Genomic DNA, 25,457 nt, shown 5'->3' with positions numbered 1-25,457 from the left:
CTAACCATGTCTTCCATCTCTCTGGCCGCACAGCGGCGCCGCAGCTGTTGGCTTGCCACCACTTTCCTTGTGCCCGTTCTGTCTTTCGGCGTTTCCACGGCACGCGCGCAGCAGGTCGCGGCCGCCCTGCCGCCGATCGAAATCAGCGCCCCCAATGACGAGAACCGCACCCGGGCCAAGCCTAGGACCGATCAGGAACAGGGGTCGCGCCGCATAGCGCCCGCGCCGACCAGCCGGCGCAATGCCGCGCCGTCCGCTGGCAGAACCGCAGGCGCCACGGCTGTCCGGCAATTCAACGGCATCGTCGGCACATCCGCGACCGTGATCACCGCGGAGGAGATCGCGCATTCGCCGGCAGCGACGCTGCAGGAAATCATCGCGCAGACGCCGGGCGTGCAACTGACCAGCCTGTATGGCGGCGTCAACGGCGTGAAGACCAGCGTCGACCTGCGCGGATTCGGCGCCTTCGCCAGCTCCAATACCCTGCTCCTGATCAACGGCCGCAGGGTCAACGACATCGACATGCAGGGCGTCGACTTCTCCACCATTCCGCGCGATTCGATCGAACGCATCGAGATCACCCGCGGCAACAGCGGCGCGGTGCTCTACGGTGACAACGCGGTCGGCGGCGTCATCAATATCATCCTGAAAAACGGCGTCGGCGGCCCGCCGGCCGCGATCCGCGCCGAGGGCGGCGCCGGATCCTTCAACGCCCGCATGGTTTCGTTCTCGGCCGCGACCAATTACGGCCCGTGGTCGGCGTCGTTCTACGGCAACGGCATCAAGTCCGACGGCTACCGGGTCAACAATGCCCTCGACCAGCGCAACGGCATCGGCAACCTCAATTACACCACGTCCGATCTCACCGCGTTCCTGACCCTGTCCGGCGACGACCAGAAGCTCGGCTTCCCCGGCGGCCGGCTGGTCGATCCATCCATTGGTCTCAACGAGCTCGTCACCAATCGCCGCGGCACCAACACGCCGTTCGACTACGGCAACCAGCAGGGCGCCAACGCCACCGCCGGCTTCACCAAGACCTTGATGAACGGCGTCGATCTGATCGTCGACGGCGGCGTGCGCGACAAGAAGCAGCAGGCCGGGTTCTTCAATCCCTTCGGTAACAGTTACGTCGACAGCCATCTGCAGACCTGGGCGATCACCCCGCGCCTGAGCATCAAGAACGTGATCTTCGGGCTGCCGTCGTCGATCCTGACCGGCGTCGACTACTACGACGCGACCTTTCACCAGGAGCGCCCGGTAAACAAGGGCACGCCGCCGATCCACACCTATGATCTCCAGCAGCAGACGCTGGCCGGTTACTGGCAGCAGACCATCGGACTGTTGCCGACGACCGATTTCTCGTATGGCGCCCGTGTGCAGCAAACGACGCTGAAAGCCAGGGATATTCTCAACAACGATCCGAATTGCGCATTTTTCTTTACCTGCAGTGCGCAAAACCTGCCGCTGGATAGTCAGGAAGGCCAATACGCCCTGCATATCGGCCTCGAACATCGCTTCAACAATGTCTTCTCGGTATTCGGCCGCGCCGCCCGTGCGTTCCGCACGCCGAATGTCGATGAGAGATTGTCCTCCGGACCCGCCTTCGATCCATTCTTCAACGCGCTCCCCGGCGACTTCAGGCTGAAGACCCAGACCTCGCACGACATCGAAGGCGGCTTCCGCGTCAGGTCGGGCGGCTTCCAGATGCAATCCAGCATCTACGGCATGGACCTCGAGAACGAGATCCATTTCATCCCGGCGCTGTTCTACAACGTCAACCTCGATCCGACCCGCCGTTACGGCTCGGAGACCAGCGCATCGCTGCGCGTCAGCGACAGCGTGATGCTGCGGGGCGGCATGGCCTATACCCGCGCGGTGTTCCGCGAAGGCCAGTTTGCCGGCAACGACGTTCCGCTGGTGTCCCGATATACCGCCAGCGGCGGCGTGACCTGGAACATCTGGCAGAAATATCTGGTTGCGGATGCCACCGTGCGCGGCTGGAGCGAACGCTTCATGGACAACGACCAGGCCAACACCCAGCGGCGGATTCCGGCCAGCGCCACCATCGACTTCAAGCTGAGCGGCGAATACGAGCACTTCTACTGGTCGCTCTCCGTGAACAACATCCTCGACGCGCTGTATTACGACTACGCGGTGGCGAGCAGCTTTACCGCCGGCCGCTTCAGCGCCTACCCGCTGCCGGGCCGGACCTACATGGTGAAGGCCGGCGCAACGTTCTGACGGCCATAGCGTTTTCGAGCGAAGTGGATACCGGTTCGCGTGAAGAAAACGCGTCAAAACAAGAACTAAAGCCGGTCCTGCCCGGACCGGCTTGCCCCGATCTCCCGTGACGCTATTCTCCCCGGCCGGATGCCGGGAGAATAGCGAACGATGCGTGTTGCGACGATCGATCTGCTGCAGGGGGCGATCGCCGATCCCGACACGCAATGGAGCCTCGGCACCTTCGGCGCCATCGCCGAATTCTCGCGCGACCGCGATGAGCCGGTCGCACTGCGGCAGGCCGACGACGCCGTGTCGGCCGTCACGCCGCGCGGCGGCATCGTCATCAGGCATCATCCGCGTAACCGGCCTCTCGCCTCCGAAAGCATCACCAAATCGGGCTGGAATCAGCGCATCGCGCTGTGCCTGACCGACGACGATGGCGCGATGGGCGGCCGAACCGTGCTGACCGAACTCGGCGCCGACCGAGACGCCCTGCGCGCGGAGGATCGCGAATCGGTTCTGTTCGATCTTGGCCTCGGCGCGCCACATGCGGATTTCTGCGTCCGCGTCGGCGATAGCGACACCGCGGCACAGTTGCGCCAGCACGCCGGCCGGGCGGTGTTCGAGCCCGGCAATCCCGCGATGGGACTGATTCTGGCGGCCAATCCGCACCGCGTCTTCCTCAGCCGGCTCGGCCGGATCGAGGTCTATCAACCGATCCCGCACGCTTCGGGAAAAAGCCCCGACGGGCCGCACACCCATGTCCTGCCGAAGCTGTTGAAGAGCGGCCGGACCCATCCCGCGACCGAGCCGATCCCCGAGGGCTGGGTTCCCTGCGCGCATCTCTATCCGCCGCATCCGGCGCGCGATGGGTTGGGCGAGCCCCGGCCGTTCGACGCGGCCCGCCATGATTCGTTTCAGGAAATAATCGAGCGGTTCGGACAGCCCGAGACCTCAGCGATCAAGCGGCGCATCATGGAAGCGATCGATGCCAACGAGCCGCCATCGGCGCTGGCGCAGGACCGCCATGGCCGCACCACGATCCGGATCGCCTTGCGGCAGATGAAGGCCGCCGGACACCTCTCGCCGGCCTTGCAGTCCTGGATCGAGAACTTCGATCCGGCTGGCCTCGAGAGCGACGCGGACGAAGCCGACCTTCACCACGATCGCTGATTTGGGCCGAAAAGCGGCTCTTTTGCTCCGAAAGGCGGCCTAAACTTGCCCTGTCCAGATGCATATATAGTGTTATTGGACAGGTTGCTGCACCCATGCTGGGCGCCGTGAATTTGAGGCACCCGATGAACGACGAACCGAAAACGCCGGCCGAACTGAGAGAGATCAGACTGAGCCGAAAGGCCGCCCAGAATGCCGAAGGCATCAAGGCGATGGCCGATATCGCGGCGGCCGACATCGCGATTCGGAAGCGGACGGCGGACCTGCGCGCGCTGCGACTGGCAAAGGAAGCCGCCGACCGAGAAAACCCGCCGGAGCCGAAGGTAAAGGCCAAGGCCAAACCCAAGAAAAAGAAAACGACCTAGATGACAAAAGAAGATCGCGACCGCGCCGATGCGCGTTTCAACAAGGCTACGCGCGCAGCAAGCCAGGCCAGGGCCGGCGGCACCGAGCGCGACGCCGCAACGAAAGCCGTGCTCGACAACATGGCCAGGCTGAAAGCACTGCGGCTCGCCCGCGAAGCCGCCGAGCCGCTGCGACCTCCCGCCGCGAAAACGACGCGCGCCAAATCACCGAAGAAGTCGGGCGAAAAAGCCCCGGCACTGTCGGATTGGCTGGCGAGCCAGCAGAAGGGCGGACACCGGACTTAAGCGATCATGTTGCCTGGTCGCACCTGCCCGGCCTCTTGGTTCGGGACGCGCGGCGTTGCCGCGCTCTTCACCATGAGGGTCTAAGACTTCATCCTAAGGGGAGCGCGCATCTGCGCGCGTCCCGAAGGATGACGCCCGGCGCGAATGCTTAGGCCGGCACCGGCCATTGCACCATCGACCGCGTCTTGGTCGCGGCATCGTAGACCTGCACCTGAAGCATCGGGAACTTGTTCTTCAGCGCCATGCCCGCCTCTTCGGCGGCCTCGACGGTGTCGTGGTGCGACTTGAAGTGACCGTCCACGACCAGCGAGTACCCGGTGGTCGGCGCTTTATCGGCGCGCAGGATCTTGCGGGGCTGCTGTTCTTCGACGGCTTCGATCTTAGGTTTTTTCATCTTGGCTCCAAATCATGATCCGATTGAACGGGATCATGATCTCATCTGTTGTTTGAGCATGCCCGGGACAAACGCTACGCGTTTGTCCTGAGGGTCTCCATTTTCTGGATCATGCTCGGGGTTATGCTTCCGTTTACACCGAACAACGGAAAAAGGCAGGAAATATTGTCGGATTAGGCCTAATATGCCCAGCAAAAGGCGGTGACATTGAGGTCGATCCGCCGATGTGACCGACCCGATCAAAAGGGAACGAAATGGGTGGAATCGGGAAAAAGACCGAACGTCCGAACAAGGACGACAGCAAATCGAAGAAAGAACCACCGCCGGCGCCAGCCGACGATGACGACTACGAGGATGGCGACATCGCCACGCCGAAGCGCGATCGCAGCGGCGAGGACGACGAGCCGTTGTAGAGAAGCCTCCTTAAGCTTGAGATCGGAGGGCGCTGCGAATCTCGATCGCACCTCTCCCATCGGGAGCACACTACCGTCGCGCAAGGAAGCGGCGTTGTCTTCCCGAACTTCGCCGTTCCGGCGCGCTTCGCGAGGGCTGCCATGCAGCGGTATTCATGGACAAATAACCGGCCCAGCCGATAATTTGGCGCCTGCCTTGCCGGGCCGTTCATTTCAACGGGGTTTCAGTTCAATATGGCCGACGTTCTGGCCGCACCGCAACAAGCGAAGTCGGACACCTCGCTGCGCACGCTGGTGGCGATCTCGATCGCGCATTGGGTCAGCCATTTTCATCTGTTCGTGTTGCCGATGCTGTTCCCGTTCCTGAAGGAGCAGCTCGGCGTCGGCTATATCGAACTCGGCTTCGCGCTCACGGTGTTCGGCGTCGTCTCCGGCCTGACGCAGGCGCCGACCGGATACCTCGCCGACCATATCGGTGCGCGCAAGGTCCTGCTGATGGGCCTCATGCTCGGCGGTTGCGCGCTGATCATGCTCGGCCTGCAGTTGAGTTATTTCTGGCTGATCGCCTGCGCCGCACTGCTCGGCCTCGCCAACAGCGTCTATCATCCGGCCGATTACGCGATCCTGTCGGCGCATATGGACGAGGCACGGATGGGCCGCGCCTTTTCGATCCACACCTTTGCCGGCTTCCTCGGCGGCGCGGTGGCGCCCGCCATCATCGCGGCCCTGGTGGCGACCGTCGGCGGGCTCGGCGCGCTGATCGCGGCCGGCGCGGTGGGGCCGCTGGCGGCGCTATTGCTGATCGCGATGGGCCTGCCCGACGCCAGCGCCGCCGACCGCAAGGTCGATGGCGTGCACGCGCCGAAGCAGAACATCATCACGCCGACCATCATCATGCTGACGATCTTCTTCATGCTGCTTGGCCTGTCCAACGCCGGCATCAGCAATTTCGGCGTGGTCGCGTTGATGAGCGGCTATGGCGCATCATTCTCGGCAGCCAACATGGCGCTGACCGCCTATCTCGCCGCCAGCGCCATCGGCGTGCTGGCCGGCGGCCATCTCGCCGACCGCACAAGGCGTCACGGGCAGGTCGCCGCCGGCTGTTTCGCCATCAATGCGATGATCGTGCTCATCATCGCGACGGTCGCGCTGCCATCGCTGCTGCTGACGGCGATGATGGCGATCGCCGGATTCCTCGGCGGCGTGATCGCGCCGTCGCGCGACATGATGGTCCGCGACGCGGCGCCGCCGGGCGCGGCCGGCCGCGCCTTCGGCATCGTCTCCACCGGTTTCAACTTCAGCGGCATCCTCGGTCCGCTGCTGTTCGGCTGGATCATGGACCAGAGCATGCCGCACTGGGTATTCGGCGCTTCCGTCGTCTTCATGATCCTGACGGTGCTGCTGGCGCTGGCCACCGACCGCAAACCGCAGGCCCGCCCCGCCTGACGCATTCCTGAACCTCATCCCGTGCGGTTGACAGCTTCGAGCGACAACCCATGATGCGGCAACAAAAGTTCAAATCCGGGATGAAACGCATGACCTCCGATCCAGACCTCGTGATCCGTGGCGGCAGCATTGCCGACGGCCTCGGCGGCAACCTGTTCGAAACAGATGTCGCCGTCACCGGCGGCCGCATCACCGAGGTCGGCAAGGTCGCAAGCCGGGGCAAGGAAGAGATCGACGCCCGCGGCAAACTGGTGACCCCCGGCTTCGTCGACGTTCACACCCATTATGACGGCCAGGTCACCTGGAGCCAGGACATCACGCCATCGTCGCAGAACGGCGTCACGACCGCGATCATGGGCAATTGCGGCGTCGGCTTCGCGCCGTGCAGACCGTCCGATCATCAGCGGCTGATCCAGCTGATGGAGGGCGTCGAGGACATTCCCGAGCCGGTCTTGAGCGCCGGCATCCCCTGGGCCTGGGAGAGTTTTCCGGACTACATGGACTGGCTGTCGCAGCGCCGCTTCGACATGGATATCGGCGCGCAACTGCCGCACGCCGCGTTGCGCGTCTACGTGATGGGCGAACGCGGCGCGCGACGCGATCCCGCGACCGCCGAAGACAACGCCGCCATGGCGGCGCTCGCCGGCGATGCCGTGCGCGCCGGCGCGCTGGGATTTTCGACCTCGCGCACCCTCAACCACCGCACCTCCACCGGCGACTTCACGCCGACGCTGAAGGCCGGCGAGGACGAACTGACGGCGATCGCCGGCGCCATGCAGAAGACCGGCCGCAGCGTGTTCCAGTTCGTGCTCGATCTGTCGACCATCCACGAAGACCTGCCGATGATGCTGCGGGTGGCCGAGAACACCGGGATCCCGGTGTCGTTTTCGATCACCCAGAACGACAGGGCGCCGCGGCGCTGGCGCCAGACGCTCGACGCCATCAATGAGGCTTCCGCGCGCGGGCTGTCGATCACCGCACAGATCGCCGCGCGCCCGGTCGGGCTGCTGCTCGGCCTCGAACTGTCGCGCAATCCGTTCCAGACCCATCCGAGCTACAAGGCGATCGCCAGCCTGCCGCTGACGGAGCGATTGAAGCGCCTGCATCAGCCCGACGTCCGCGCCGCGATCCTGAGCGAGACGCCGACCTCGACCGACGACCCGCTGTTCTTCCGGCCGAACTACGACAAGATGTATCTGCTCGGCGATCCCCCGGACTACGAACAGCCGCCGGAGAACGCGCTGGGCGCACGGGCCCGCCGCGAGGGCCGGCAGCCGGAAGAACTGGCCTATGAGGCGATGCTGTCGGACGATGGCCGCGGCATGCTCTATGTGCCGTTCTTGAATTACGCCGACGGCAATCTCGATGCCACCCGCGAGATGCTGACCGATCCGAATGCGGTGCCGGGCCTCTCCGACGGCGGCGCGCATTGCGGCATCATCTGCGACGCCAGCTTCCCGACCTATCTGTTGACGCACTGGACGCGAGACCGGACGCGAGGCGAAAGACTGTCGATCCCGTTCGTGGTAGCCGCGCAGTCGCGCAAGACCGCGCTGTCGGTCGGCCTCACCGACCGCGGCGTCATCGCGCCAGGCTACAAGGCCGATCTCAACGTCATCGATTACGACAAACTGCATCTGCATCCGCCGAAGGTACATTACGACTTACCCGTAGGCGGCCGCCGTTTGCTGCAGCAGGTCGACGGCTATGACGCCACCATCGTCTCCGGCGTGGTGACGCAGCGCAATGGAACGGCCACCGGCGCGCGACCGGGCCGGCTGGTGCGCGGCGCGCAGGGCGACGCGCGGAAGTTCGGCGCCGCAGCGAGCTAGCGCCTACCGCAGGGGTTTACAAAAAATCGCGAAAACAACCCCATGCAAAGTAGAATGCCCGGCTCATCCCGCTTTCCTTCTCCCCTCCCCCCGCGAAGCAAGCGTAGCCCGCCGTCCCGACTGGCGTTCGATTTCGACGACGCAGTCCGCCATTTTCAAGCCGCGAAACAGACGGAGCGATTCCTCGGCGCTGATCGCGGCACCTTCCGAAGCCGCCGCCCGAGCCAGCACGGTATTGGCGATCCCCTCGCTGTCGACCAGAACGCCGTCGGAATCGAAAATGACGAGTTCGGTCATACGGCATGCGTCCCGGCGACCTCAGGTAGCGTGGCCGCGTCGCCGCCATTGTCTCAGGCATGGTGACGCAACGCAACGGCGCGGCCACCGACGCGCGGCCGGGCCGGCTGGTACGCGGCGCGCAGGGTGGTTTGCAGTAGGTAACAACACACACTCGGTGTCGTCCCTGCGAAAGCAGGGACCCATACGCCGCGGCTTATCCGCAGGGCGATGAGGTTAGTTGCTTTCGCACAATCGACATCGGTGGTTATGGGTCCCTGCTTTCGCAGGGACGACGCTGCTATAGTTGTGACCTCACGCGAACTTCGGCTGCGCGGCCAGGGCCATCAGCCGAGCGCGCTCGGTGTTGGGCCACAGCAGCAACAGGCCGAGCAATCCCGATACCACGAGGACGACGGCGTTGATGGTGAAGCCGGTCATGTAGCCGTCGAGCGGCACCGCGGCGTGCTGGATCATGCTGCCCATTACCCAAGGGGCCAGGATGCCCGCCAGCGTGTAGATCGCGCCGTAGATCGCGATCACGGCGCCGCGCTGCTGCACCGGCGTGAACTCGCCGAGCATCGGCGGGCAGACCACATAGATCGAGCCGCAGAGCCCGGAGCCGATCACCAGAAAGGCGATCTGCAGGCCGGCGCCGTTGACATGCGGAAGAGCCGCGAGGATCACGCCGCCGACAATCAACGGCACCGAACCGAGCACGCCGCGGGCGCCGCGGGTGGTGAAGCCGCGCGCCAGCATCACCTGCGAAATCCACCCCGTGAGCAGCACGACGACGGCGCCGAACACCCATGGCAGCACCGAAATCCACCCGGCGTCCTTCTGCGAGAAGCCGAGGCCCTTGACGATGAAGGGCGTAAACCAGGTCAGCCCGAGCGACAGCGCCCAATAAGCACCGAAGGTCGCGGCGCAGCAGCCGATGAAGGTCCGCGAGGTCAGGAGCTGGAAATAGGGCACACGGGGATCGGCCGCCGCCATCGCGACGGTCTGCACCAGCGGGCCTTCCTTGCCCATCACCATCCACGCCACCACCCACATCAGGCCGACGATGCCGAGCGCCCCGAACGCATAGTGCCAGCTGTGATTGACGATGATCCAGTTCAGCGCCGGCACCGCAAGGATCACGCCGAACGCGGAGCCCTGCGACAGGATGGCGGTCGGCAGGGTGCGCTTCTCGTCGGGAAACCATTTGTAGATCGCATGCGCCGCCACCGAAAACGCCGGCCCCTCGCCGGCGCCGAGGATCACGCGGCAGATCAGCAGCGTGGTGAAACTGACGGTGCCGACCATCGGGAACTGCGCCAGCGACCATATCACCGCCATCGCCAGCAGCACCCAGCGGGTGGCGACGCGGTTGACGATGAAGCCGACGACGATCGCCGAAATCGAGAACAGCAGGAAGAACGAGGAGCCGAGCAGGCCGAACTGCTCCGGCTGCAGCTTCAATTCGTCCATGATCGGCGCGCCGGCGAGGCCCACCACGATCTTGTCGGCGAAATTGACCAGCATGAACAGAAACAGGAGAAACGTGATTTTCCAGGCGCCCTTGGGCGTCGTTTGCGCGGTCATGCCTTCTCCCCGATTTTCATTTGCTGGCCTGTTGATCGGCCTGCTGCAATGCTACCTGTGGGACATACGGCAATGCAACCCGGCATTTTCTGGAGGGATCGCGGGCCCAGGCGCCTGCCGTGCGCGGCACCTCGGCATTGGTTTGCCGGATGCCGCCTGACGCTGTTTCGGGCCCGCCCTGCAACCGGAACACGGTCGCGTCGCCGCCATGATTGAGCCCGTGATCTCCCGCAAGGGGCTTGGTATGCTGGACCAGAACGTGAGTATGGACTTTCGAGAGGCTTCGCATCCGCTTGGCATGGCAACCGGCAACCCCATCGTGCTGAGCGTCAGAAATCTGACCAAGACCTATCGCTCTGCCGGCGAGGAGGTGGTGGTGCTGCGCGGGGTCAATCTCACCGTTGCGGCAGGCGAGCGCGTCGCCCTGACCGGCGAATCCGGCAGCGGCAAGAGCACGCTGTTGCACCTGATCGCCGGGCTGGATGCGGCCGATGGCGGCGAGATCACGCTCGCCGACATTTCCGTCTCCGACCTCGGCGATGCCGGCCGGGCGGCATTGCGGCGCGACCGGCTGGGACTGGTGTTCCAGCAGTTCAACCTGATCCCGAGTCTCAGCGTCGAAGACAACCTCGTGTTTCAGTCCCGCATTGCCGGCCGTCATGATCCGGCCTGGCATGCCGAACTGGTGGAGCGGCTCGGGCTCGGCGCCTTGCTGAAGCGCTATCCCGAACAATTGTCGGGCGGCCAGCAGCAACGCGTCGCGATCGGCCGCGCGCTGGCGACAAAGCCGCTGCTGCTGCTCGCCGACGAGCCCACCGGCAATCTCGACGAGGCGACGGCGGATGATGTGCTGGCGCTGACGCGCGACCTGGTGACGCGAACCGGCTGCGGCTTTCTGATGGTGACGCACAGCGAGCGTCTCGCCGCCACGCTCGACCGCCGCATCCATCTCCATGCCGGACTGGTCGCATGAAGCGCGCAGTCTGGACTCTCGCGGTTCTCCTGAGCCATTGGCGGCGGCATCCGATGCAGCTTGCGACCTTGCTGATCGGGCTGATTTCCGCGACCGCGTTGTGGAGCGGCGTGCAGGCGCTGAACGCGCAGGCGCGCTCGAGTTACGACCGTGCGGCCGCGACCTTCGGCGGCGCCCGAACCGCCATGCTGGTCGGCCGCGACGGCGCGAACTTCCCGCAGGCGCTGTTCGTCAGCCTGCGCCGCGCCGGCTGGCCGGTGTCGCCGGTGCTCGAAGGCCGTATCCAGATCGGCGGCCGCTCGTTCCGCCTGTTGGGCATCGAGCCGGTCACGCTGCCCGCCGAGGTCGGCAATGCGCCGACGATCGGACGCGCCGGCCTGCAGTCCTTTGTCACGCCGCCGGGAGAAATGCTGGTGGCGCCGGAAGTGCTCTCCGATCTCCATCTGCCGGAAGGCGCGCGGCCTTTGGCGAGCGGCGGCACCGAGCTGCCGCCGCTGCGCGTGCAGGCGCAGCTCGCGCCCGGCGTGCTGGTGGTCGATATCGGCATCGCCCAGCGGCTCCTCGACATGCCGGACCAGCTCTCCCGCCTCGTGGTCGGCAAGATCAAGGGCAAACCGGCGCCGCTGGAGAACGTCGTCGGCGACAGGCTTCACTTGATCAAGGCGGATGCGGAAAGCGACCTCGAACGCCTCACCGACAGTTTTCACCTCAACCTGGCGGCGTTCGGCCTCTTGTCCTTTGTGGTCGGACTGTTCATCGTCAATTCGGCTGTGGGCCTTGCCTTCGAACAGCGGCGGCCGATGCTGCGAACCCTGCGCGCCTGCGGCGTGTCCGCCCGCATGCTGAACGCGGTGCTGGTGATCGAACTGGTATCGCTGGCGCTGGTGGCCGGCGCCAGCGGCCTGGTCTGCGGCTACGGAATTGCGGCGTCGCTGCTGCCCGATGTCGCAGCATCGTTGCGCGGACTCTATGGCGCGCAGATCCCCGGCCAATTGACGCTGAAGAGCGAATGGTGGGTTGCCGGCCTCGCCATCAGCGTGATCGGCGCGCTGGCGGCGGCAGCCGCCAGTCTCACCAAAGCGATCCGCCTTCCGGTGCTGGTGGCCGCCCAACCCCAGGCGTGGCAACAGGCGCAGCAGCGCTGGCTGATCGTGCAGAGCGCGGTCGCGCTCGCCGTGTTCGCCGCCGCCGGAGGCTTTCTATGGTTCGGCGATTCCCTGGTATCGGGATTTGCCGTGCTGGCGGCGCTGATGCTGGCGGCCGCGCTCCTGCTGCCGGCGATCCTGGAGCGCCTGCTCGCGCTCGGCCAGCGCAACGCGCGTCGCCCGCTCGCGGTCTGGTTCTGGGCCGACAGCCGCCAGCAGCTTTCCGGATTGTCGCTGGCGCTGATGGCGCTGTTGCTCGCGCTTGCGGTCAATGTCGGTGTCGGCACCATGGTCGAAAGTTTCAGCCGGACCTTTGTCGGCTGGCTCGACGGACGGCTGGCGGCGGATGTCTATGTCAACGCGGCCAGCGATGCCCAGGCCACCGAGATCAAGACATGGCTGCGAAACCGGCCGGAAGTGCAGGCGATCCTGCCCGGCGGCCGGGCCGAATCGCAAATGGCCGGCGCGCCGATCGAGATATTGGGCTTGCCCGATCATCCCACCTATAGCGAGCACTGGCCGTTGCTGGAATCAACTGCGAACGCCTGGGTTCGCCTCCGCGCAGGCGATGCCGGCCTCGTCAGCGAGCAACTGGCGCGGCGCCTGAAACTTGGAATCGGCGACCGCATCGAAGTGCCCGCCCCCGGAGGCAACTGGCCGCTCGAGGTGATCGGCATCTACGCCGACTATGGCAACCCGAAGGGTCAGATCGCCGTCAATTACGCGGCGCTGACACGGCGCTTCCCCGCCATCCCCACTACCCGATTTGGCTTGCGGGTCCCGCCTGCGGAAATTCCGGCGCTGATCTCCGGCCTGCGCCAACGATTTGGCCTCGACGATCGCAACCTCGCCGATCAGGCCACGATGAAGGCGGAGTCGAAGCGGATCTTCAACCGCACCTTCGCGGTGACGGCAGCGCTCAATACTTTCACCCTCGGCGTCGCCGGCATCGCGCTGCTCACCAGCCTCTTGACGCTGAGCAATTCGCGGCTGCCGCAGCTGGCGCCATTATGGGCGATCGGAATCACGCGGCGGGAGCTGGCGTCGATCGAGCTTGTCAAAACCCTGTCGGTGGCGCTGATCACCGCCCTGCTGGCGCTGCCGCTGGGCCTGCTGGTGGCGTGGTGCCTGATCGCGGTGGTGAACGTGAAGGCCTTCGGCTGGCGGCTGCCGTTTCACGTGTTCCCGCTGCAATTGCTGCAACTACTTGGCGTGGCGATGGCGGCTTCGCTGTTGGCCGCGCTGCTGCCGGTTCTCAAGCTGGCGCGGATGCAGCCGACCAGCCTGATCAAGATCTTCGCCGATGAACGATAGTGTCAGAATATCCCGCCGCGCCTTCGCGGGCGGCCTTGCCCTGATCGGGTTCGGCCGAGTTCCGGCGCTGGCACAGGGCTTTGCCGGTCTCGGCGAAAACGCGGAAGGGTTCGCGCCCGTGGTGCCCGGCAAGACCTTCGCGTTTCCCGCCGATCACGGTCCGCATCCGGAGTTTCGCATCGAGTGGTGGTACGTGACGGCTAATCTCAAGGACTCGACCGGCGCGGCCTATGGCGCGCAGTGGACCTTGTTTCGCCAAGCCTCGCGGCCGGGTGCGCAACAAGAGGGCTGGGCCAACCAGCAGATCTGGATGGGCCACGCCGCCGTCACCCGCGCCGACATTCACCGCTATAGCGAAGCCTTCGCCCGCGGCGGCGTCGGTCAGGCCGGCGTCGAACCAAAGCCGTTTCAAGCCTGGATCGATTCCTGGGCAATGCGCGGGGGTGAAGCGATGCGCGACGCCATGCTCGCGCCGCTCGAACTCACCGCATCGGGCGCCGATTTCAGCTACACGCTGCGGCTCGATGCCGACCGGCCGCTGGTGCTGCAGGGCAACGCCGGCTACAGCCGCAAATCGGAGCGCGGGCAGGCCTCGTATTATTACAGCCAGCCCTTCTTCAAGGCGACCGGCCGCATCAGCATCGGCGACAAACCCGCGGAGGTCGCTGGGCAAGCCTGGATGGACCGCGAATGGAGCAGCCAGCCGCTCGCCCCGGATCAGACCGGCTGGGACTGGTTCTCGCTGCATCTCGACTCCGGCGAAAAGCTCATGCTGTACCGGCTGCGTCAGAAGGACGGCCGCGCCGATCTGTTCGGCAACTGGATCGAGCCCGACGGCCGCTCCAGCGAAATCGCATCCAGCGAAAACACGATGACGCCGACGGCCTCGACCGAGATCGAAGGCCGCAAGATCCCGACCGGATGGAGCATCGTCATCCCCGCGCGCGGCCTGCGCATCGAGACCACGCCTCTGAACGCGAGGAGCTGGATGGGTACGAGCTTTCCTTACTGGGAGGGACCGATCAGCTTCGCCGGCAGCCACACCGGATTAGGATATCTGGAGCTGACCGGCTATTGAGTTGAATCCGTCATTCCGGGACGCATCGAAGATGCGAACCCGGAATCTCGAGATTCCGGGTTCGCTCACTCCGTTCGCGCCCCGGAATGACTTCGAAAATGGGGAATATGCGATGTACCATTTCACCGCGCTCGTCACCTGCTTCGCCATCCTGTTCTACTTGTTCACCGGCATTCAGGTATCGAAGGCGCGCGTTGCATTGGGCGTGAAGGCGCCGGCCACGTCGGGCCATCCCGATTTCGATCGGGTGTTCCGGGTGCAGATGAACACGCTGGAATGGATGCCGGTCTTCCTGCCCTCGCTCTGGCTGTTTGCGGTCTACATCAGCGATGCCGCCGCAGCCGTATTGGGCCTAGTGTGGATCGCCGGCCGCATTCTCTACCTAGCCGGCTATTCGCGGGCCGCGGCGAAGCGCGGGCCGGGCTTTGCGGTGCAGGGGCTCGCGGCCGGCGTCCTCTGGCTGGGCGCGCTCGGCGCCATCGTCTGGCGCCTCATTCATACGTGACCGTGGACGCCGCCCGATCAGCGGCGGGTCCGGGCAATGGTCTCGGAGGGGCGTTCGCCAAAGAACGGCCGCGGAGGACCGTCGTCATTTTGTGGTTTCCCTCCGCGCGGACTCCGCTAGATTGTTCTCCAAGGGCCGTAACAAGGCCAAAACGTCCGGGAGGACAAGCGTGTACAAGGGCCGCGTCGTTTTCGGCGCCATGGACGAGGTGGTTTTCGGGACTGCCGCCGCCGAGGCTGTGGTCGCGCAGATGAACCGCCTGGGCACGACCCGCGCCTTCCTGATGGTCAGCGGCACGCTCAACCGCGAGACCGACGAGATCGAGAAAATCCGAACGGCGCTCGGCCCGCGTTGCGTGGGCACCTTCGATGCGATGCGGCCGCATACGCCGCGGGAGGGGGTGATCGCGGCTTCCGAACAGGCCCGCGCCGCCAATGCCGATCTCATCGTCACGGTGGGCGGCGGCTCGATCACCGACGGCGCCAAGGCGGTGCAGATCTGCCTCGCCAACGATGTTCGCAGCGTCGAGGATATCGACAGGGTCCGGGCCCACAAGGGCGTCGCGCCGCCGATCAACCCGCCTGTCGTGCGCCAGGTCAGCGTGCCGACCACGATTGCCGGCGGCGAGTTCAGCGCAATTGCCGGCGTCACCAACGGGCGCACCAAGGTCAAGGAAATGCTACGCCACGACCTGGTGATGCCGCGCGCGGCGATCCTCGATCCCGCGCTGACCGTACACACGCCGGAATGGCTGTTTCTTTCGACCGGCATCCGCGCCGTCGACCATTGCGTCGAAGGCCTGTGTTCGCGCGAGGCGCATCCCTACGCCGACGCCCAGGCGATCAAGGGATTGTCGATGCTGGCCGAGGGCCTGCCGCGCGTGAAGGCCGACGCGCGCGATCTCGACGCGCGGATGGACTGCCAGCTCGGCACCTGGCTCTCGATGGGCCCGCTGTCGTCGGGGGTGCCGATGGGGGCGAGCCACGGCATCGGCTATGTGCTCGGCGCCGTCTACGACGTGCCGCACGGATATACTTCCTGCGTGATGCTGCCGTCGGTGCTGCGCTGGAACAAATCCGCCAATGCCGGGCGGCAGGCGCTGGTCGCCGCGGCGATGGGTCAACCCGGCAAGGACGCCGGCGACGTGCTGGAGTCCTTCATCCGCGGCCTCGGCATGCCCTGCAGCCTGCAGGACGTCCGGATCGGTCCCGAGCATTTCGACCGCATCGCGGAACAGGCGATGGGCACGCCGTGGATCCCGCGCAACCCGCGCAAGATCGATTCACCGGCGCAGGTGCGCGAAATTCTTCTTCTGGCCGCATAAGAAAATTGGAGACACGATGTACACCGGCAAGCATGCTCATCTTCGTCCGCTGCAGCCCGCCTTCATCATGGCGAGTACCGGCGAGGCCGTGACCTATCGGGAGCTCGAGGCGCGCTGCAATCGCCTGGCGCACCTGTTGCGTCAACGCGGCCTGAAGCGGCTCGACCATTATGCCGTATTCATGGAGAACAACGGCCGCTACCTGGAAGCCTGCGGCGCCGGCGAACGGTCCGGGCTGTATTACACTTGCGTCAATTCGTATCTGACGCCCGGCGAACTCGCCTACATCGTCAACAACAGCGAATCCCGCATCCTCATCACCTCGGTTGCCAAGCTCGACGTGGCCCGCGAAGCGCTGAAGGAATGCCCCAAGGTCGAACTCTGCATCGTCGCCGATGGTCCGGGCGAGAGCGAGCGCATCGTCGGCCTGCAGGAAGCAACCCGCGGGCTGCCGAAGACGCCGATCGCGGATGAATGCATCGGCACCGCGATGCTCTATTCGTCGGGCACCACCGGCCGGCCGAAGGGCATTCTGCGCCCGCTGCCGGAGCAACCGGCGACCCAGCAACTGCCGATCTTCGATTTTCTGCAAAAGCTCTGGCACTACCGCGAAGGCATGATCTACCTGTCGCCGGCGCCGCTCTATCACTCGGCGCCGCAGGCCGCGGTCAATCTCACGATCCGCAGCGGCGGCACCGCCATCATCATGGAGCACTTCGATCCCGAGCGTTACCTCGAGCTGGTCGAGAAATGGGGCGTCACCCATACCCAGCTGGTGCCGACGATGTTCTCGCGGATGCTGAAGCTGCCGGAGGCCGCGCGCAAGCGCCACGATTTGTCGTCGCTCGAGATCGCGATCCATGCGGCGGCGCCGTGCCCCGCGGCGGTGAAGGAAGACATGATCAAGTGGTGGGGCCCGATCATCCACGAATATTACGGCGCCACCGAAGGGCTCGGCTTTACCGCCTGCAACAGCGCGGAATGGCTCGCCCACCGCGGCAGCGTCGGCAAGGTGCTGCTTGGCGACCTGCACATTCTCGACGAAGACATGAAGCCGTGCCCGATGGGCACGCCGGGCACGGTCTGGTTCAAGACCGCCACCCCGTTCGAATATTTCAACGATCCGAACAAGACCAGGGAAGCCCGCTCGCCTGATGGCACCATGAGCACGGTCGGCGACGTCGGCTATGTCGACAGCGACGGCTTCCTCTATCTGACCGACCGCTCGACCTTCATGATCATCTCCGGCGGCGTCAACATCTACCCGCAGGAATGCGAGAACCTCCTGATCACCCATCCCAAGATCGCGGACGCCGCGGTGTTCGGCGTCCCCAATGCCGATCTCGGCGAGGAGGTGAAGGCGGTGGTGCAGCCGATGCCGGGCATTCAGCCGGGCCCCGAGCTTGCCGAGGAACTGATCCAGTTCTGCAGCCAGTCGCTGTCGCGCCAGAAGGTGCCGCGCTCGATCGACTTCGAAGCGGAACTGCCGCGGCTGCCGACCGGCAAGCTCTACAAGCGGCTGCTGCGCGATCGCTATTGGGGCGACAAGACGACGCGCATCGTGTGACGGCGCCGGGAGCGCGCTAAGGCCCGCGCCCCACACCAACGATGCGTCCATCCGCTGCGTCGCTTGGTGCGGATTTGCGCCAAGGCAGCAGCATCGACACGCGGTTCCTGTACCGAAGATAGTCGTCGCCGAACAGATCGACCAGATCGCGTTCTTCCAGCCAAATTCCGACGAATATGTAAGCGGTGGTGACCGCCGCGAACAGAAGGTGTCCGACCGTCATCGTCGGCGCCGACCAGAACGCAATGATGAAGCCGAGATAGATCGGGTGCCGCACGAACTTATAGTAAAGCGGCGTACGGAAGCGCGGCGCGGGCATCGCGCGGCCGGCGAGATTGTTCGCGACCTGATGCAGTCCGAACAGCTCGAAGTGATTGATCAGGAAGGTACTGGTCAGCACGATCAGCCAGCCAACGAATGACAGGCCGGTGATCGCCATGGCGATCTGCGGATCGGCGATCTGCCACGCCACCGCCGGGATCGGTCGCCACTGCCAAAACAGCAGGACAAGCGCGAGGCTGGCGAACAGCACATAGGTGCTGCGCTCGACCGACTTCGGCACGAACTGCGTCCACCATTGCTTGAATTGCTTGCGCGCCATGACGCTGTGCTGGATGGCAAACAGCGACATCAGCAGGATGTTCACGATCAGCGCCTCCGTCACCGGCACGACCGTTCCGGTATCGATGGTCTTCGGCACCATCAAGCCCGAGACGAACCCAATGGCGTAGAGAAACGTGACGAAGAATACGACGTAGGATGCGAGACCGTAGAGAAATATGATTAGTCGGCTCATGTGCTCCTCCTGGCTGTAAACGTGACGCGCAAACCGCGCGTCGTCGTGGATAGGGCTCTCATTGCGGGGACGGCGCTCGACAAAGGCGATACCGGACAGCACCAGCGCGGCGCCCGCCGCCTGTGCCCAAGTCGGCGCTTCGCCAAGCACCAGGAACGCCAGGCCTGCACCGAAGACGGGCATCAAATTGACAAACTGTCCGGCCCGGACCGGTCCCAGCTCCGACACCCCCCGGAACCACAGCAGGAATGCGATCGCCGAAGCGAATACCGCGATGTATCCGATGCTCAGCAGCACGCTGACGGAGCCGAGGGCCGCAAGCGGGTTCGTCGCGGCAAGCAACAGCAGCGGCAGCATCATGAGCAATGCCGCAGCCACGCTTGCGGCCAGCGCGACCGATGGCGGCAGATCCGAGGGACGACGGCGCAAGATCAGCGAATAGGCCGCCCAGATCACGACCGCCGCCAGCATCCACAAATCTCCGGCACTGAAGCCTTGGGAAAGGATACCGGCAAGCTCTCCGCGCGTGATCAGGACACAGGCGCCGGCAATCGAGATCAGCGCGCCGCCGATTTGCCTGCCGGACGGCCGCTCCAATCCCAGCAATGCGGACCCGAGAAGCGTCGCGATCGGGGCAAGCGACAGAATCAGGAGGGCGCTGGTTACGGTCGTGCTTTGCAGCGCAACATAAATCAGGGTGTGGAACGCCGCGATCCCGGTAGCGCCAAGCGCGAGGATGAGCCGCCATTCCCGGCGCAGCGCCGGCAGAGCGGCGAATGCGCTTCTCCAGACGAAAGGCGCGATGATGGCGAGCGCGATCAGCCAGCGCAGGAAGTTGAGCGTCACCGGATCGACGGCGCCGCTAAGCGCCCGGCCGGCCACGAAATTTCCCGACCAGAATAGAGCCGCCAAGGCGAGGGCCAAGGCTGGAGATCGAAGCACCGCGCCGACCCTGGCTGCCTTCATCTCAGATAATGTCAGAGGGACCGCCGCCGTCGCCGTCATGCTTCACACCGCTTTTTGAGCGTTGGGAAGTGTGCCCCGCTAACGGCCGGCGGTCATGAGGCCGGCGTCCCACGTGGCGGCGGTAAACCGCTCGAAATTACGAGAGGGCCTGAGCCGGTTGTCCTATGACGCCTCGCCAATGCCTGCATCTCTGGCAAGCACGATGGCCTGGGACCGTGTGCGGACTCCCAGCTTGGCAAAAATGCTCGAAACCTGATTGCGGACGGTCTTCTCGCTCTTGGTCAGCGCTGTGGCAATCGCCGTATTGTCGAGGCCTCGCGCCATCAACGTCAGAACGGCGTGCTCACTCGCCGTCAGGCCGGCCTGGCGCAAGGCCGGCGAAGTGCCGCCGGCGCCGCCCAGGAACGAGCGGAACTCATCGAGAAACTGTTCCCATGCAGGTTCACTGGGGAGCAAGACATGGTTGCGCCCTTCCAGCGGAACGAAACGGGCCGACGGGATGAGCGCCGCCAGTTGCCGCCCCTGTTCGAAGGGAACCCGCGCGTCATTTCGCGAATGCATCACCAATGTCGGGACACGCAGGCTTGCCGCTTCCGCACTGACGTCGACCTGATACAACTGCTCGACAATTGCTACCGCGTTCTCCGGCGATGCCGAGATGCTCTCCAGATCGTTGAACCACTGGTGCTGCTCGCGGGTCCCGTCCGGAATAAACTGCGATGTGAAAACTTGCCGAAACGCCGGGTTGTCGCGTCCCCAACCAAGCCGGATGAGCTTGATGAGGGTCTCGGCCTCCTCGCGCTCTTGCTCCGTTACATTCCGGCGCAGCATGCCCCTGGCATAGGCGCCGAACAGGATCAGATGTGACACCCTCTCCGGATGCCGAGCGGCGTATGCAATTGCGATTGCGCCACCCTGGGACATCCCAAACAGCGGAAATTTTTTCAAGCCTTGCGCCTCGACGACGGCCTCCAGGTCCTCGATCCATGCCTCGAAAGAGGTGGACGGCGGCGAGCGGTCGGACAATCCGCAGCCGCGCTGGTCATATCGAATATAGGTGTGGTCGCGCGACAGCTCCTCAAGCCAGTGCGTCCAGACCGGGCTTCGCGCGTCGTGCTCGACGTGGCTGAGCCAGTGGGCGGTTCGCAGCAATGGCGGTCCGCGGCCGATCGAAGCCATCGCGATCTGGGCGCCGTCACGAGACTTGCAGAATCTTACCTGTTGGCCAGACCTCGACATGGAACTCCTGATAAATAAATATAGCACTCTTATGAGCTGATGCATGCTGCCATCAAAACCCGGCAGCATGCAGAATTAGCAGTCTGCGCCCATTCATCATTCGCCAATCGGGCAAGCGCCGGGATTGGCGCAGGGTGCGGGAACCGGTCGCGTCGTAGCCGCGGCTTCACCCGAAGCCGGGCCTTCAACCCCGTTCACGATCGCCGCGACGCGCCATCGATAGGCGGTTTTTGGCGTCAGGCCGGAATCGGCGAAACTCGGCCCGGCCACCTCCGCCACCGCTGCAAACGGGCCGTCGGCGCCGGCACGGAACACGCGGTAGGCTGTCGCGCCAGCCTGCGGAGCCCATGCCAGATCGGCGCCGGTGTCCGACCGGTCGATGACCCTGAGCATGATCGATGTCGCGGCGGGCGCCGGCGAGGAAACGGCCGCCGGCGCGGCGCGCGCGGTCAACGCGTCGAGCATCGCCTTGATCGTCCTGACCTGCGCCCCGGACTTGGTGACATAACTGTCGTCGTAATTGACGTAACCCCACCAGTCCCAGCAAGCGTGGGGATTGTAGGGGTACCATTTCGCAGTGGTTTGCGGATAGAGCACGATCAGACGATTGGTATCTGCCCAGGCATTGTATCCGGTGCGCTCGACGAAACGCCGTCCGATTTCGGGGCCTTCTTGCTGGTTGCAACCGTGCAAGGCGATATGGACGCGGCACGCCTCGCCATTCTCGCATTCCCTGGGCACGAACACGTAGCCGGTCTTGCCCAGGCTCAACGAACCCGCGCTGCCGGGTTTGGTGTAAAGCGACTGATCGAACGGCCTGATCGTCCCGCTCAACGGACCGGCATTCGGGCTACTCAACGCGCCGTAAATGTGCTGGAGAATGATTCCGGCCTGGTCATAGCCGCATTGATCGATGAACGGACTGATACTCGCCTTGCATTCATTGAGGTCGGCGCGGGGCGGATCCTGCGCAACCACCAGCGAATGCCCGGCTCCGATCGTGGTCTGGTAGTAGAGGTTGCCGCGATTGGCCTCGCCGAGATAGTGGCGATAGAAATCCGCAGCCGCATCGGCGACCGATCGTGCCACCACTTTGTCGTTATAGCCATGGAACAGATAAATTTTCTGCCGCCGCACGAACTGCAGCGAGTCGATCGCGCCGGAAGCCGACTTGGCGTCGGCCTTGGCGAAGAAGCTGCTCATTCCGGGAGGCGGCCCGGACAGGCATGGGCCTGTCGCGTTGGTAATGGAAGACCAGTAGCTGAAGAACCCGCCGGCTTTCGCGCACCAATACGGCCCGCCGGCGACCACGCCGACGCCCTTGATCACCGAAGACCAGGCGGTGGCGAACTGGACAGCCATGAACGCGCCGGAGGAAATGCCGGATATCGAGCTTTCACCGATGGCGGCATTGTAGCCGGGGAGCGCCGCGGGCGCTTGGGCCAGCGCCGGTCCGGCGATAAACGCCGCGCAGCCAATCGCGACGGAAGTCCGGCGCAACGCTGCAACGACCATGGGACGCTCCCGTTGAACGGCATGCTATCAGAGGAAGCCTACCTCAGGGCGCATGCCGGTTTCGTGCCAATTTCATGACGGGACCGCGGAACTCGCCTTCAAGGCCGCGTCGCGAACCAGATGACATGGCGCGCGCCGCTGCGCCTGGCGGTGGCGCGCACGGCAACCTCGTTCACCGCGAAGCCGGCGTCGCGAAGCCGTTTGGAGAAGGCCGGATGCGGCCCCGACGACCAGACCGCGAGGACGCCGCCCGGCCGCAACGCCCGGCGGATCGCCTTCAATCCGCTGGGATCGTAGAGCGCGTCGTTCGCTTTCCGGATCAATCCCTCCGGGCCGTTATCGACGTCGAGCAGGATCGCATCGAACGTGGCGGGGTGAGACTGAATCACCTCGATGACGTCAGCGCACAGGATGCTGGCGCGCGGATCGCTGAGGCTGTCACCAAAAATCTCCGCCATCGGGCCTTTCGCCCACGCGATCACGGCCGGCACCAGTTCGGCCACCGTGATCCGCGCCTTCGGTCCCAGCACTGCGAGCGCGGCGCGCAGCGTGAACCCCATGCCGAGCCCGCCGATCAGAAGGTGCGGCGCCTTGATGGCTTCCAGCCTTCGGCAGGCGAGCGTGGCCAGCGCCTCCTCCGACCCGCTGAGACGGCTGTTCATCAATTCGTTCGGCCCGATCTTCATGGAGAATTCGTCGCCGCGCTGCATCAGGCGAAGTTCGACCTCTGCGCCAGGCACGCGAGCGATATCGATCTGCTTCCATGGAATCATGCGATGCTTTTAGCTGCTTTGGCTATCTCGCGCGAGGTGGCCGGCAGAACATTCCCGCTCAAGCCGTTCGCCGGAGGAAAATGCAGAACTGGAAACGCTGCGTTTGCGTCGGCTACCATTTGGTGACATCAGCGGCGGCAAATCGATCCCGGCATCGTTGATATATGCTAAAGGCTGAAAGATGATCGCCACAGCCGCCGCAATCCCCCATGAACGCTGACCGGTTCTGGAGAACGACATTTGCCGGGTTGTGCGGAAGCCTTGCTCATTCCGGCCTGATGTTCCTGAAATCCAGAATGGGCTGGCTGCCGTCGTTCCAGCCCTATGACGAACTGCAGCAGACCCTGAGCCAGTTGGTGGGAAGCGCGGTCCATCCGTCGGTTCTATGGGCGCTTTCGTTCCTGAACGGTTCTGTCGTGCTCGGCTTCCTGTTCGGCCACGCCTACCCGTTGTTGCCGGGTCAAAGCGGCGCCGCCAAGGGATTCGTCTTCGGTGTGCTCGGCTGGATCTTGATGGGCCTCGTGTTCTTTCCGATGCTGGGGCGCGGCCTGTTCGCCACTCAAGCCGGCCTCGGCTTTCAGCCGGCCGTATTTTCGCTGCTGATGGTGCTGTCCTATAGCGTGATCCTGGGCCTGATCTATTCCGCACTCAATGCAGGCGGCGCGGCGGAGCAGGACAGCCGCTAACCGGCCAGCCATCCTCTCTCGCTCATCCCAGCATCTGGGTATCGCCGCAGACCGAGATCGCCTGCCCGGAAATCGTCTTGCCGCGCGGGCTGCACATGAACAGGATCTGGTCGGCGATCTGCTCCGGCGTCACATAGTCCTTGATCGAGGTGTAGGAAAACGCCGTGCGTTCCATTTCGGCGTAGGAAATTCCGCGCTGCTGCGCCTTGGCTTCCAGCACCCGGCGCTGCCGGTCGCCGGCGACCAGGCCCGGCAGGATCGCATTGACGCGGATGTTGTCCGGTCCGAGCTCGATCGACAGCGATTTGGTGAAGCCGATCACGCCCCATTTCGCCGCGGCATAGGGCGTGCGCATGGCAAAGCCGAGTCGGCCGGCGGCCGAGGAGATATTGACGATCGATGCGTTCCTGCTCTTGCGCAAATGCGGCACCGCAAGCCTGACGCAGTTGAATTGCCCGGTCAGGCAGATTTCCAGGCAGCGGTCCCAGTCTTCCGGATTCATCTCCTCGACCTTGGCCGTCGGGCCGGCGATGCCGGCGTTATTCACCAGCACGTCGAGGCCGCCGAGTTTTGCCATCGCGTCCGCAAAGAGCTTCTGAACCGCCGTGCGGTCGGAGACATCGCAGGGGGTCGACGTGATCGCGGGATCGCTGGCAGCCAGCGCCGACAACGCCATTTCATCGACATCGCAGGTATGAACCCTGGCGCCTTCGGCTGCAAAACGCCGCGCGATGGCGAGCCCGATGCCGTTGGCGCCGGCGGTTACCAGCACGCGCAAACCCTTGAGTTCGAGATCCATGGTCGCTCCGAGATGTCGTTTGAAAGAATGTCAGTCGGCGAGGCCGCCGCGCGACAGGATGAAGTCCGCAGCACTTCGGATGTCGCCGGCAATTCCGGCCTGCGCGGCCTCGCCGCTGCCGGCGGCGATGGCGTTGCGCACATTGGCGTGAAACCGGATCGCATCGCCCTTGGCGAGCCGCTCGGGGTTGGCTCGCAGATCGAGATTGATCACCGGTCCCGCCTTGAGCCAGAGCGCGCGGATGATTTCCACCAGGATCGGCGAATGCGCCGCTTCGTAAACCGCAAAGTGAAAGGTCTTGTTGAGTTCGACCGCGCGCGGCAGGTCGGGCGCGGACGACTCGCTCTCCGTCCGCATCGCTTCTTCCGCGCGGGCGATCGAGTTGAGGTCATCGGTGTCACGATGCAGCGCGGCCTGCGCCGCCGCGTGGCCCTCGATGGCGATCCGCACTTTGGTCAGGTCGCGGAACTGCGCCGCCGACATCAGGGGAACGCGGACCGCGCGGTTCGGCGTTACCTCCAGCGCCTTGTCGGCAACCAGCCGCGACACCGCCTCACGCACCGGCATAATGGAGACGCCGAGCACATCGGCTGCCGCGCGCAGCGATAATTTCTCGCCCGGCGCGAGCCGGCCGGAAATCAGGAGATCGGCCAGTTTGGCATAGGCGCGCTCGCCCAGCGTCTGACGGTCGAGCGGTTCCACCAGGTTGAGGGCGGTGGGCAAATTCAACGCGGATCTCCCATGCGGCCACGATCCTCCCGAGGGGACTCGACAACGGCCCTG

23 protein-coding genes and 1 pseudogene are annotated in these 25,457 nt (G+C 64.7%); 14 read left to right on the top strand and 10 right to left on the bottom strand.

Translation table 11 applies throughout. The features are described 5' to 3' along the window. Nucleotides 1-6 precede the first annotated feature (6 nt). The 4 genes from KMZ29_RS03130 (at nt 7) to KMZ29_RS03115 (ending at nt 4,046) form a co-directional block, all read left to right on the top strand. Nucleotides 7-2,241: a TonB-dependent receptor gene (locus tag KMZ29_RS03130; RefSeq protein ID WP_215622376.1), complete on the top strand. Its 2,235-nt coding sequence runs from the start codon at nt 7-9 to the stop codon at nt 2,239-2,241. 150 nt (nt 2,242-2,391) lie between these two features. Further along, a complete protein-coding gene (locus tag KMZ29_RS03125) occupies nt 2,392-3,396 on the top strand; it encodes a DUF6925 family protein (protein WP_215622375.1) in 1,005 nt (334 codons plus the stop codon). A gap of 125 nt (nt 3,397-3,521) precedes the next feature. Then, nucleotides 3,522-3,761 carry a transcriptional regulator gene (locus KMZ29_RS03120; protein ID WP_215622374.1) on the top strand — a complete coding sequence of 80 codons (240 nt, stop codon included), beginning with the start codon at nt 3,522-3,524 and terminating at the stop codon, nt 3,759-3,761. Beyond that, nucleotides 3,762-4,046, top strand: coding sequence for a hypothetical protein (locus tag KMZ29_RS03115; protein WP_215622373.1), 285 nt, complete (start codon nt 3,762-3,764; stop codon nt 4,044-4,046). It begins immediately after the preceding gene. 148 nt (nt 4,047-4,194) lie between these two features. On the opposite strand, the gene KMZ29_RS03110 is transcribed toward KMZ29_RS03115, so the two are convergent. Further along, nucleotides 4,195-4,440 carry a hypothetical protein gene (locus KMZ29_RS03110; protein WP_215614433.1) on the bottom strand — a complete coding sequence of 82 codons (246 nt, stop codon included), beginning with the start codon at nt 4,438-4,440 and terminating at the stop codon, nt 4,195-4,197. A gap of 254 nt (nt 4,441-4,694) precedes the next feature. Here KMZ29_RS03110 and KMZ29_RS03105 point away from each other — a divergent pair, with 254 nt between their 5' ends. From KMZ29_RS03105 to KMZ29_RS03095, 3 genes are all read left to right on the top strand, one after another. Further along, nucleotides 4,695-4,853 (top strand): hypothetical protein, encoded by a 159-nt coding sequence (locus KMZ29_RS03105; RefSeq protein WP_215622372.1) that lies wholly within the window; start codon nt 4,695-4,697, stop codon nt 4,851-4,853. Nucleotides 4,854-5,087: 234 nt separating this feature from the next. Next, a complete protein-coding gene (locus tag KMZ29_RS03100) occupies nt 5,088-6,299 on the top strand; it encodes an MFS transporter (RefSeq protein WP_215622371.1) in 1,212 nt (403 codons plus the stop codon). An 89-nt stretch (nt 6,300-6,388) separates the two neighbouring features. Then, nucleotides 6,389-8,131 carry an N-acyl-D-amino-acid deacylase family protein gene (locus KMZ29_RS03095; RefSeq protein ID WP_215622416.1) on the top strand — a complete coding sequence of 581 codons (1,743 nt, stop codon included), beginning with the start codon at nt 6,389-6,391 and terminating at the stop codon, nt 8,129-8,131. A 63-nt stretch (nt 8,132-8,194) separates the two neighbouring features. Here the strand turns inward: KMZ29_RS03095 and KMZ29_RS03090 are convergent, their stop codons facing one another. After that, nucleotides 8,195-8,428 carry an HAD family hydrolase gene (locus KMZ29_RS03090; RefSeq protein ID WP_249779812.1) on the bottom strand — a complete coding sequence of 78 codons (234 nt, stop codon included), beginning with the start codon at nt 8,426-8,428 and terminating at the stop codon, nt 8,195-8,197. Nucleotides 8,429-8,722: 294 nt separating this feature from the next. Next, nucleotides 8,723-9,994: an MFS transporter gene (locus tag KMZ29_RS03085; RefSeq protein WP_215622415.1), complete on the bottom strand. Its 1,272-nt coding sequence runs from the start codon at nt 9,992-9,994 to the stop codon at nt 8,723-8,725. Nucleotides 9,995-10,313: 319 nt separating this feature from the next. Here KMZ29_RS03085 and KMZ29_RS03080 point away from each other — a divergent pair, with 319 nt between their 5' ends. The 6 genes from KMZ29_RS03080 (at nt 10,314) to KMZ29_RS03055 (ending at nt 17,900) form a co-directional block, all read left to right on the top strand. Beyond that, complete coding sequence (locus KMZ29_RS03080) at nt 10,314-10,967, top strand: ABC transporter ATP-binding protein (RefSeq protein WP_215624116.1); 654 nt, start codon at nt 10,314-10,316, stop codon at nt 10,965-10,967. Next, a complete protein-coding gene (locus KMZ29_RS03075) occupies nt 10,964-13,426 on the top strand; it encodes an FtsX-like permease family protein (protein WP_215622414.1) in 2,463 nt (820 codons plus the stop codon). The genes KMZ29_RS03080 and KMZ29_RS03075 overlap by 4 nt, the downstream gene beginning before the upstream one ends. Further along, the gene (locus tag KMZ29_RS03070; protein ID WP_215622413.1) at nt 13,416-14,504 is read left to right on the top strand and encodes a lipocalin-like domain-containing protein; all 1,089 of its coding nucleotides are present in this window, start codon (nt 13,416-13,418) and stop codon (nt 14,502-14,504) included. The genes KMZ29_RS03075 and KMZ29_RS03070 overlap by 11 nt, the downstream gene beginning before the upstream one ends. 112 nt (nt 14,505-14,616) lie before the next feature. Next, complete coding sequence (locus KMZ29_RS03065; protein ID WP_215622412.1) at nt 14,617-15,009, top strand: MAPEG family protein; 393 nt, start codon at nt 14,617-14,619, stop codon at nt 15,007-15,009. Between the two features lie 169 nt (nt 15,010-15,178). After that, entirely contained in the window at nt 15,179-16,333 is a 1,155-nt protein-coding gene (locus KMZ29_RS03060) for an iron-containing alcohol dehydrogenase (RefSeq protein ID WP_215622411.1), read from the top strand. 16 nt (nt 16,334-16,349) lie between these two features. Then, nucleotides 16,350-17,900: an AMP-binding protein gene (locus KMZ29_RS03055; protein ID WP_215622410.1), complete on the top strand. Its 1,551-nt coding sequence runs from the start codon at nt 16,350-16,352 to the stop codon at nt 17,898-17,900. A gap of 16 nt (nt 17,901-17,916) precedes the next feature. On the opposite strand, the gene mddA is transcribed toward KMZ29_RS03055, so the two are convergent. The 5 genes and pseudogenes from mddA to KMZ29_RS03035 form a co-directional block, all read right to left on the bottom strand. Continuing rightward, entirely contained in the window at nt 17,917-18,696 is a 780-nt protein-coding gene (gene mddA, locus KMZ29_RS26590; protein ID WP_249779912.1) for a methanethiol S-methyltransferase, read from the bottom strand. Between the two features lie 138 nt (nt 18,697-18,834). Next, nucleotides 18,835-19,662, bottom strand: a pseudogene (locus KMZ29_RS26585) (DMT family transporter); the annotation flags it as partial. A 162-nt stretch (nt 19,663-19,824) separates the two neighbouring features. Further along, nucleotides 19,825-20,841, bottom strand: coding sequence for an alpha/beta fold hydrolase (locus tag KMZ29_RS03045; protein ID WP_215622408.1), 1,017 nt, complete (start codon nt 20,839-20,841; stop codon nt 19,825-19,827). Between the two features lie 156 nt (nt 20,842-20,997). Beyond that, complete coding sequence (locus tag KMZ29_RS03040) at nt 20,998-22,416, bottom strand: extracellular catalytic domain type 2 short-chain-length polyhydroxyalkanoate depolymerase (RefSeq protein ID WP_215622407.1); 1,419 nt, start codon at nt 22,414-22,416, stop codon at nt 20,998-21,000. Between the two features lie 98 nt (nt 22,417-22,514). After that, entirely contained in the window at nt 22,515-23,189 is a 675-nt protein-coding gene (locus tag KMZ29_RS03035) for a spermidine synthase (protein WP_215622406.1), read from the bottom strand. A gap of 209 nt (nt 23,190-23,398) precedes the next feature. On the opposite strand from KMZ29_RS03035, the gene KMZ29_RS03030 reads away from it, so the two are divergent. Continuing rightward, a complete protein-coding gene (locus KMZ29_RS03030) occupies nt 23,399-23,875 on the top strand; it encodes a DUF6789 family protein (RefSeq protein ID WP_215622405.1) in 477 nt (158 codons plus the stop codon). Nucleotides 23,876-23,897: 22 nt separating this feature from the next. Here KMZ29_RS03030 and KMZ29_RS03025 read toward each other — a convergent pair whose 3' ends face one another. Together KMZ29_RS03025 and KMZ29_RS03020 are read right to left on the bottom strand one after the other, a co-directional pair. After that, the gene (locus KMZ29_RS03025) at nt 23,898-24,674 is read right to left on the bottom strand and encodes an SDR family oxidoreductase (RefSeq protein ID WP_215622404.1); all 777 of its coding nucleotides are present in this window, start codon (nt 24,672-24,674) and stop codon (nt 23,898-23,900) included. A gap of 30 nt (nt 24,675-24,704) precedes the next feature. Beyond that, nucleotides 24,705-25,403 carry a GntR family transcriptional regulator gene (locus KMZ29_RS03020; RefSeq protein ID WP_215622403.1) on the bottom strand — a complete coding sequence of 233 codons (699 nt, stop codon included), beginning with the start codon at nt 25,401-25,403 and terminating at the stop codon, nt 24,705-24,707. Nucleotides 25,404-25,457 lie beyond the last annotated feature (54 nt).

Origin of the sequence: Bradyrhizobium sediminis (genome assembly GCF_018736085.1) — a bacterium.
Lineage (GTDB): Bacteria > Pseudomonadota > Alphaproteobacteria > Rhizobiales > Xanthobacteraceae > Bradyrhizobium > Bradyrhizobium sediminis.
The sequence above is the reverse complement of the archived record's forward strand: the minus strand, read 5'-3'. Positions and strand labels throughout refer to the sequence as shown.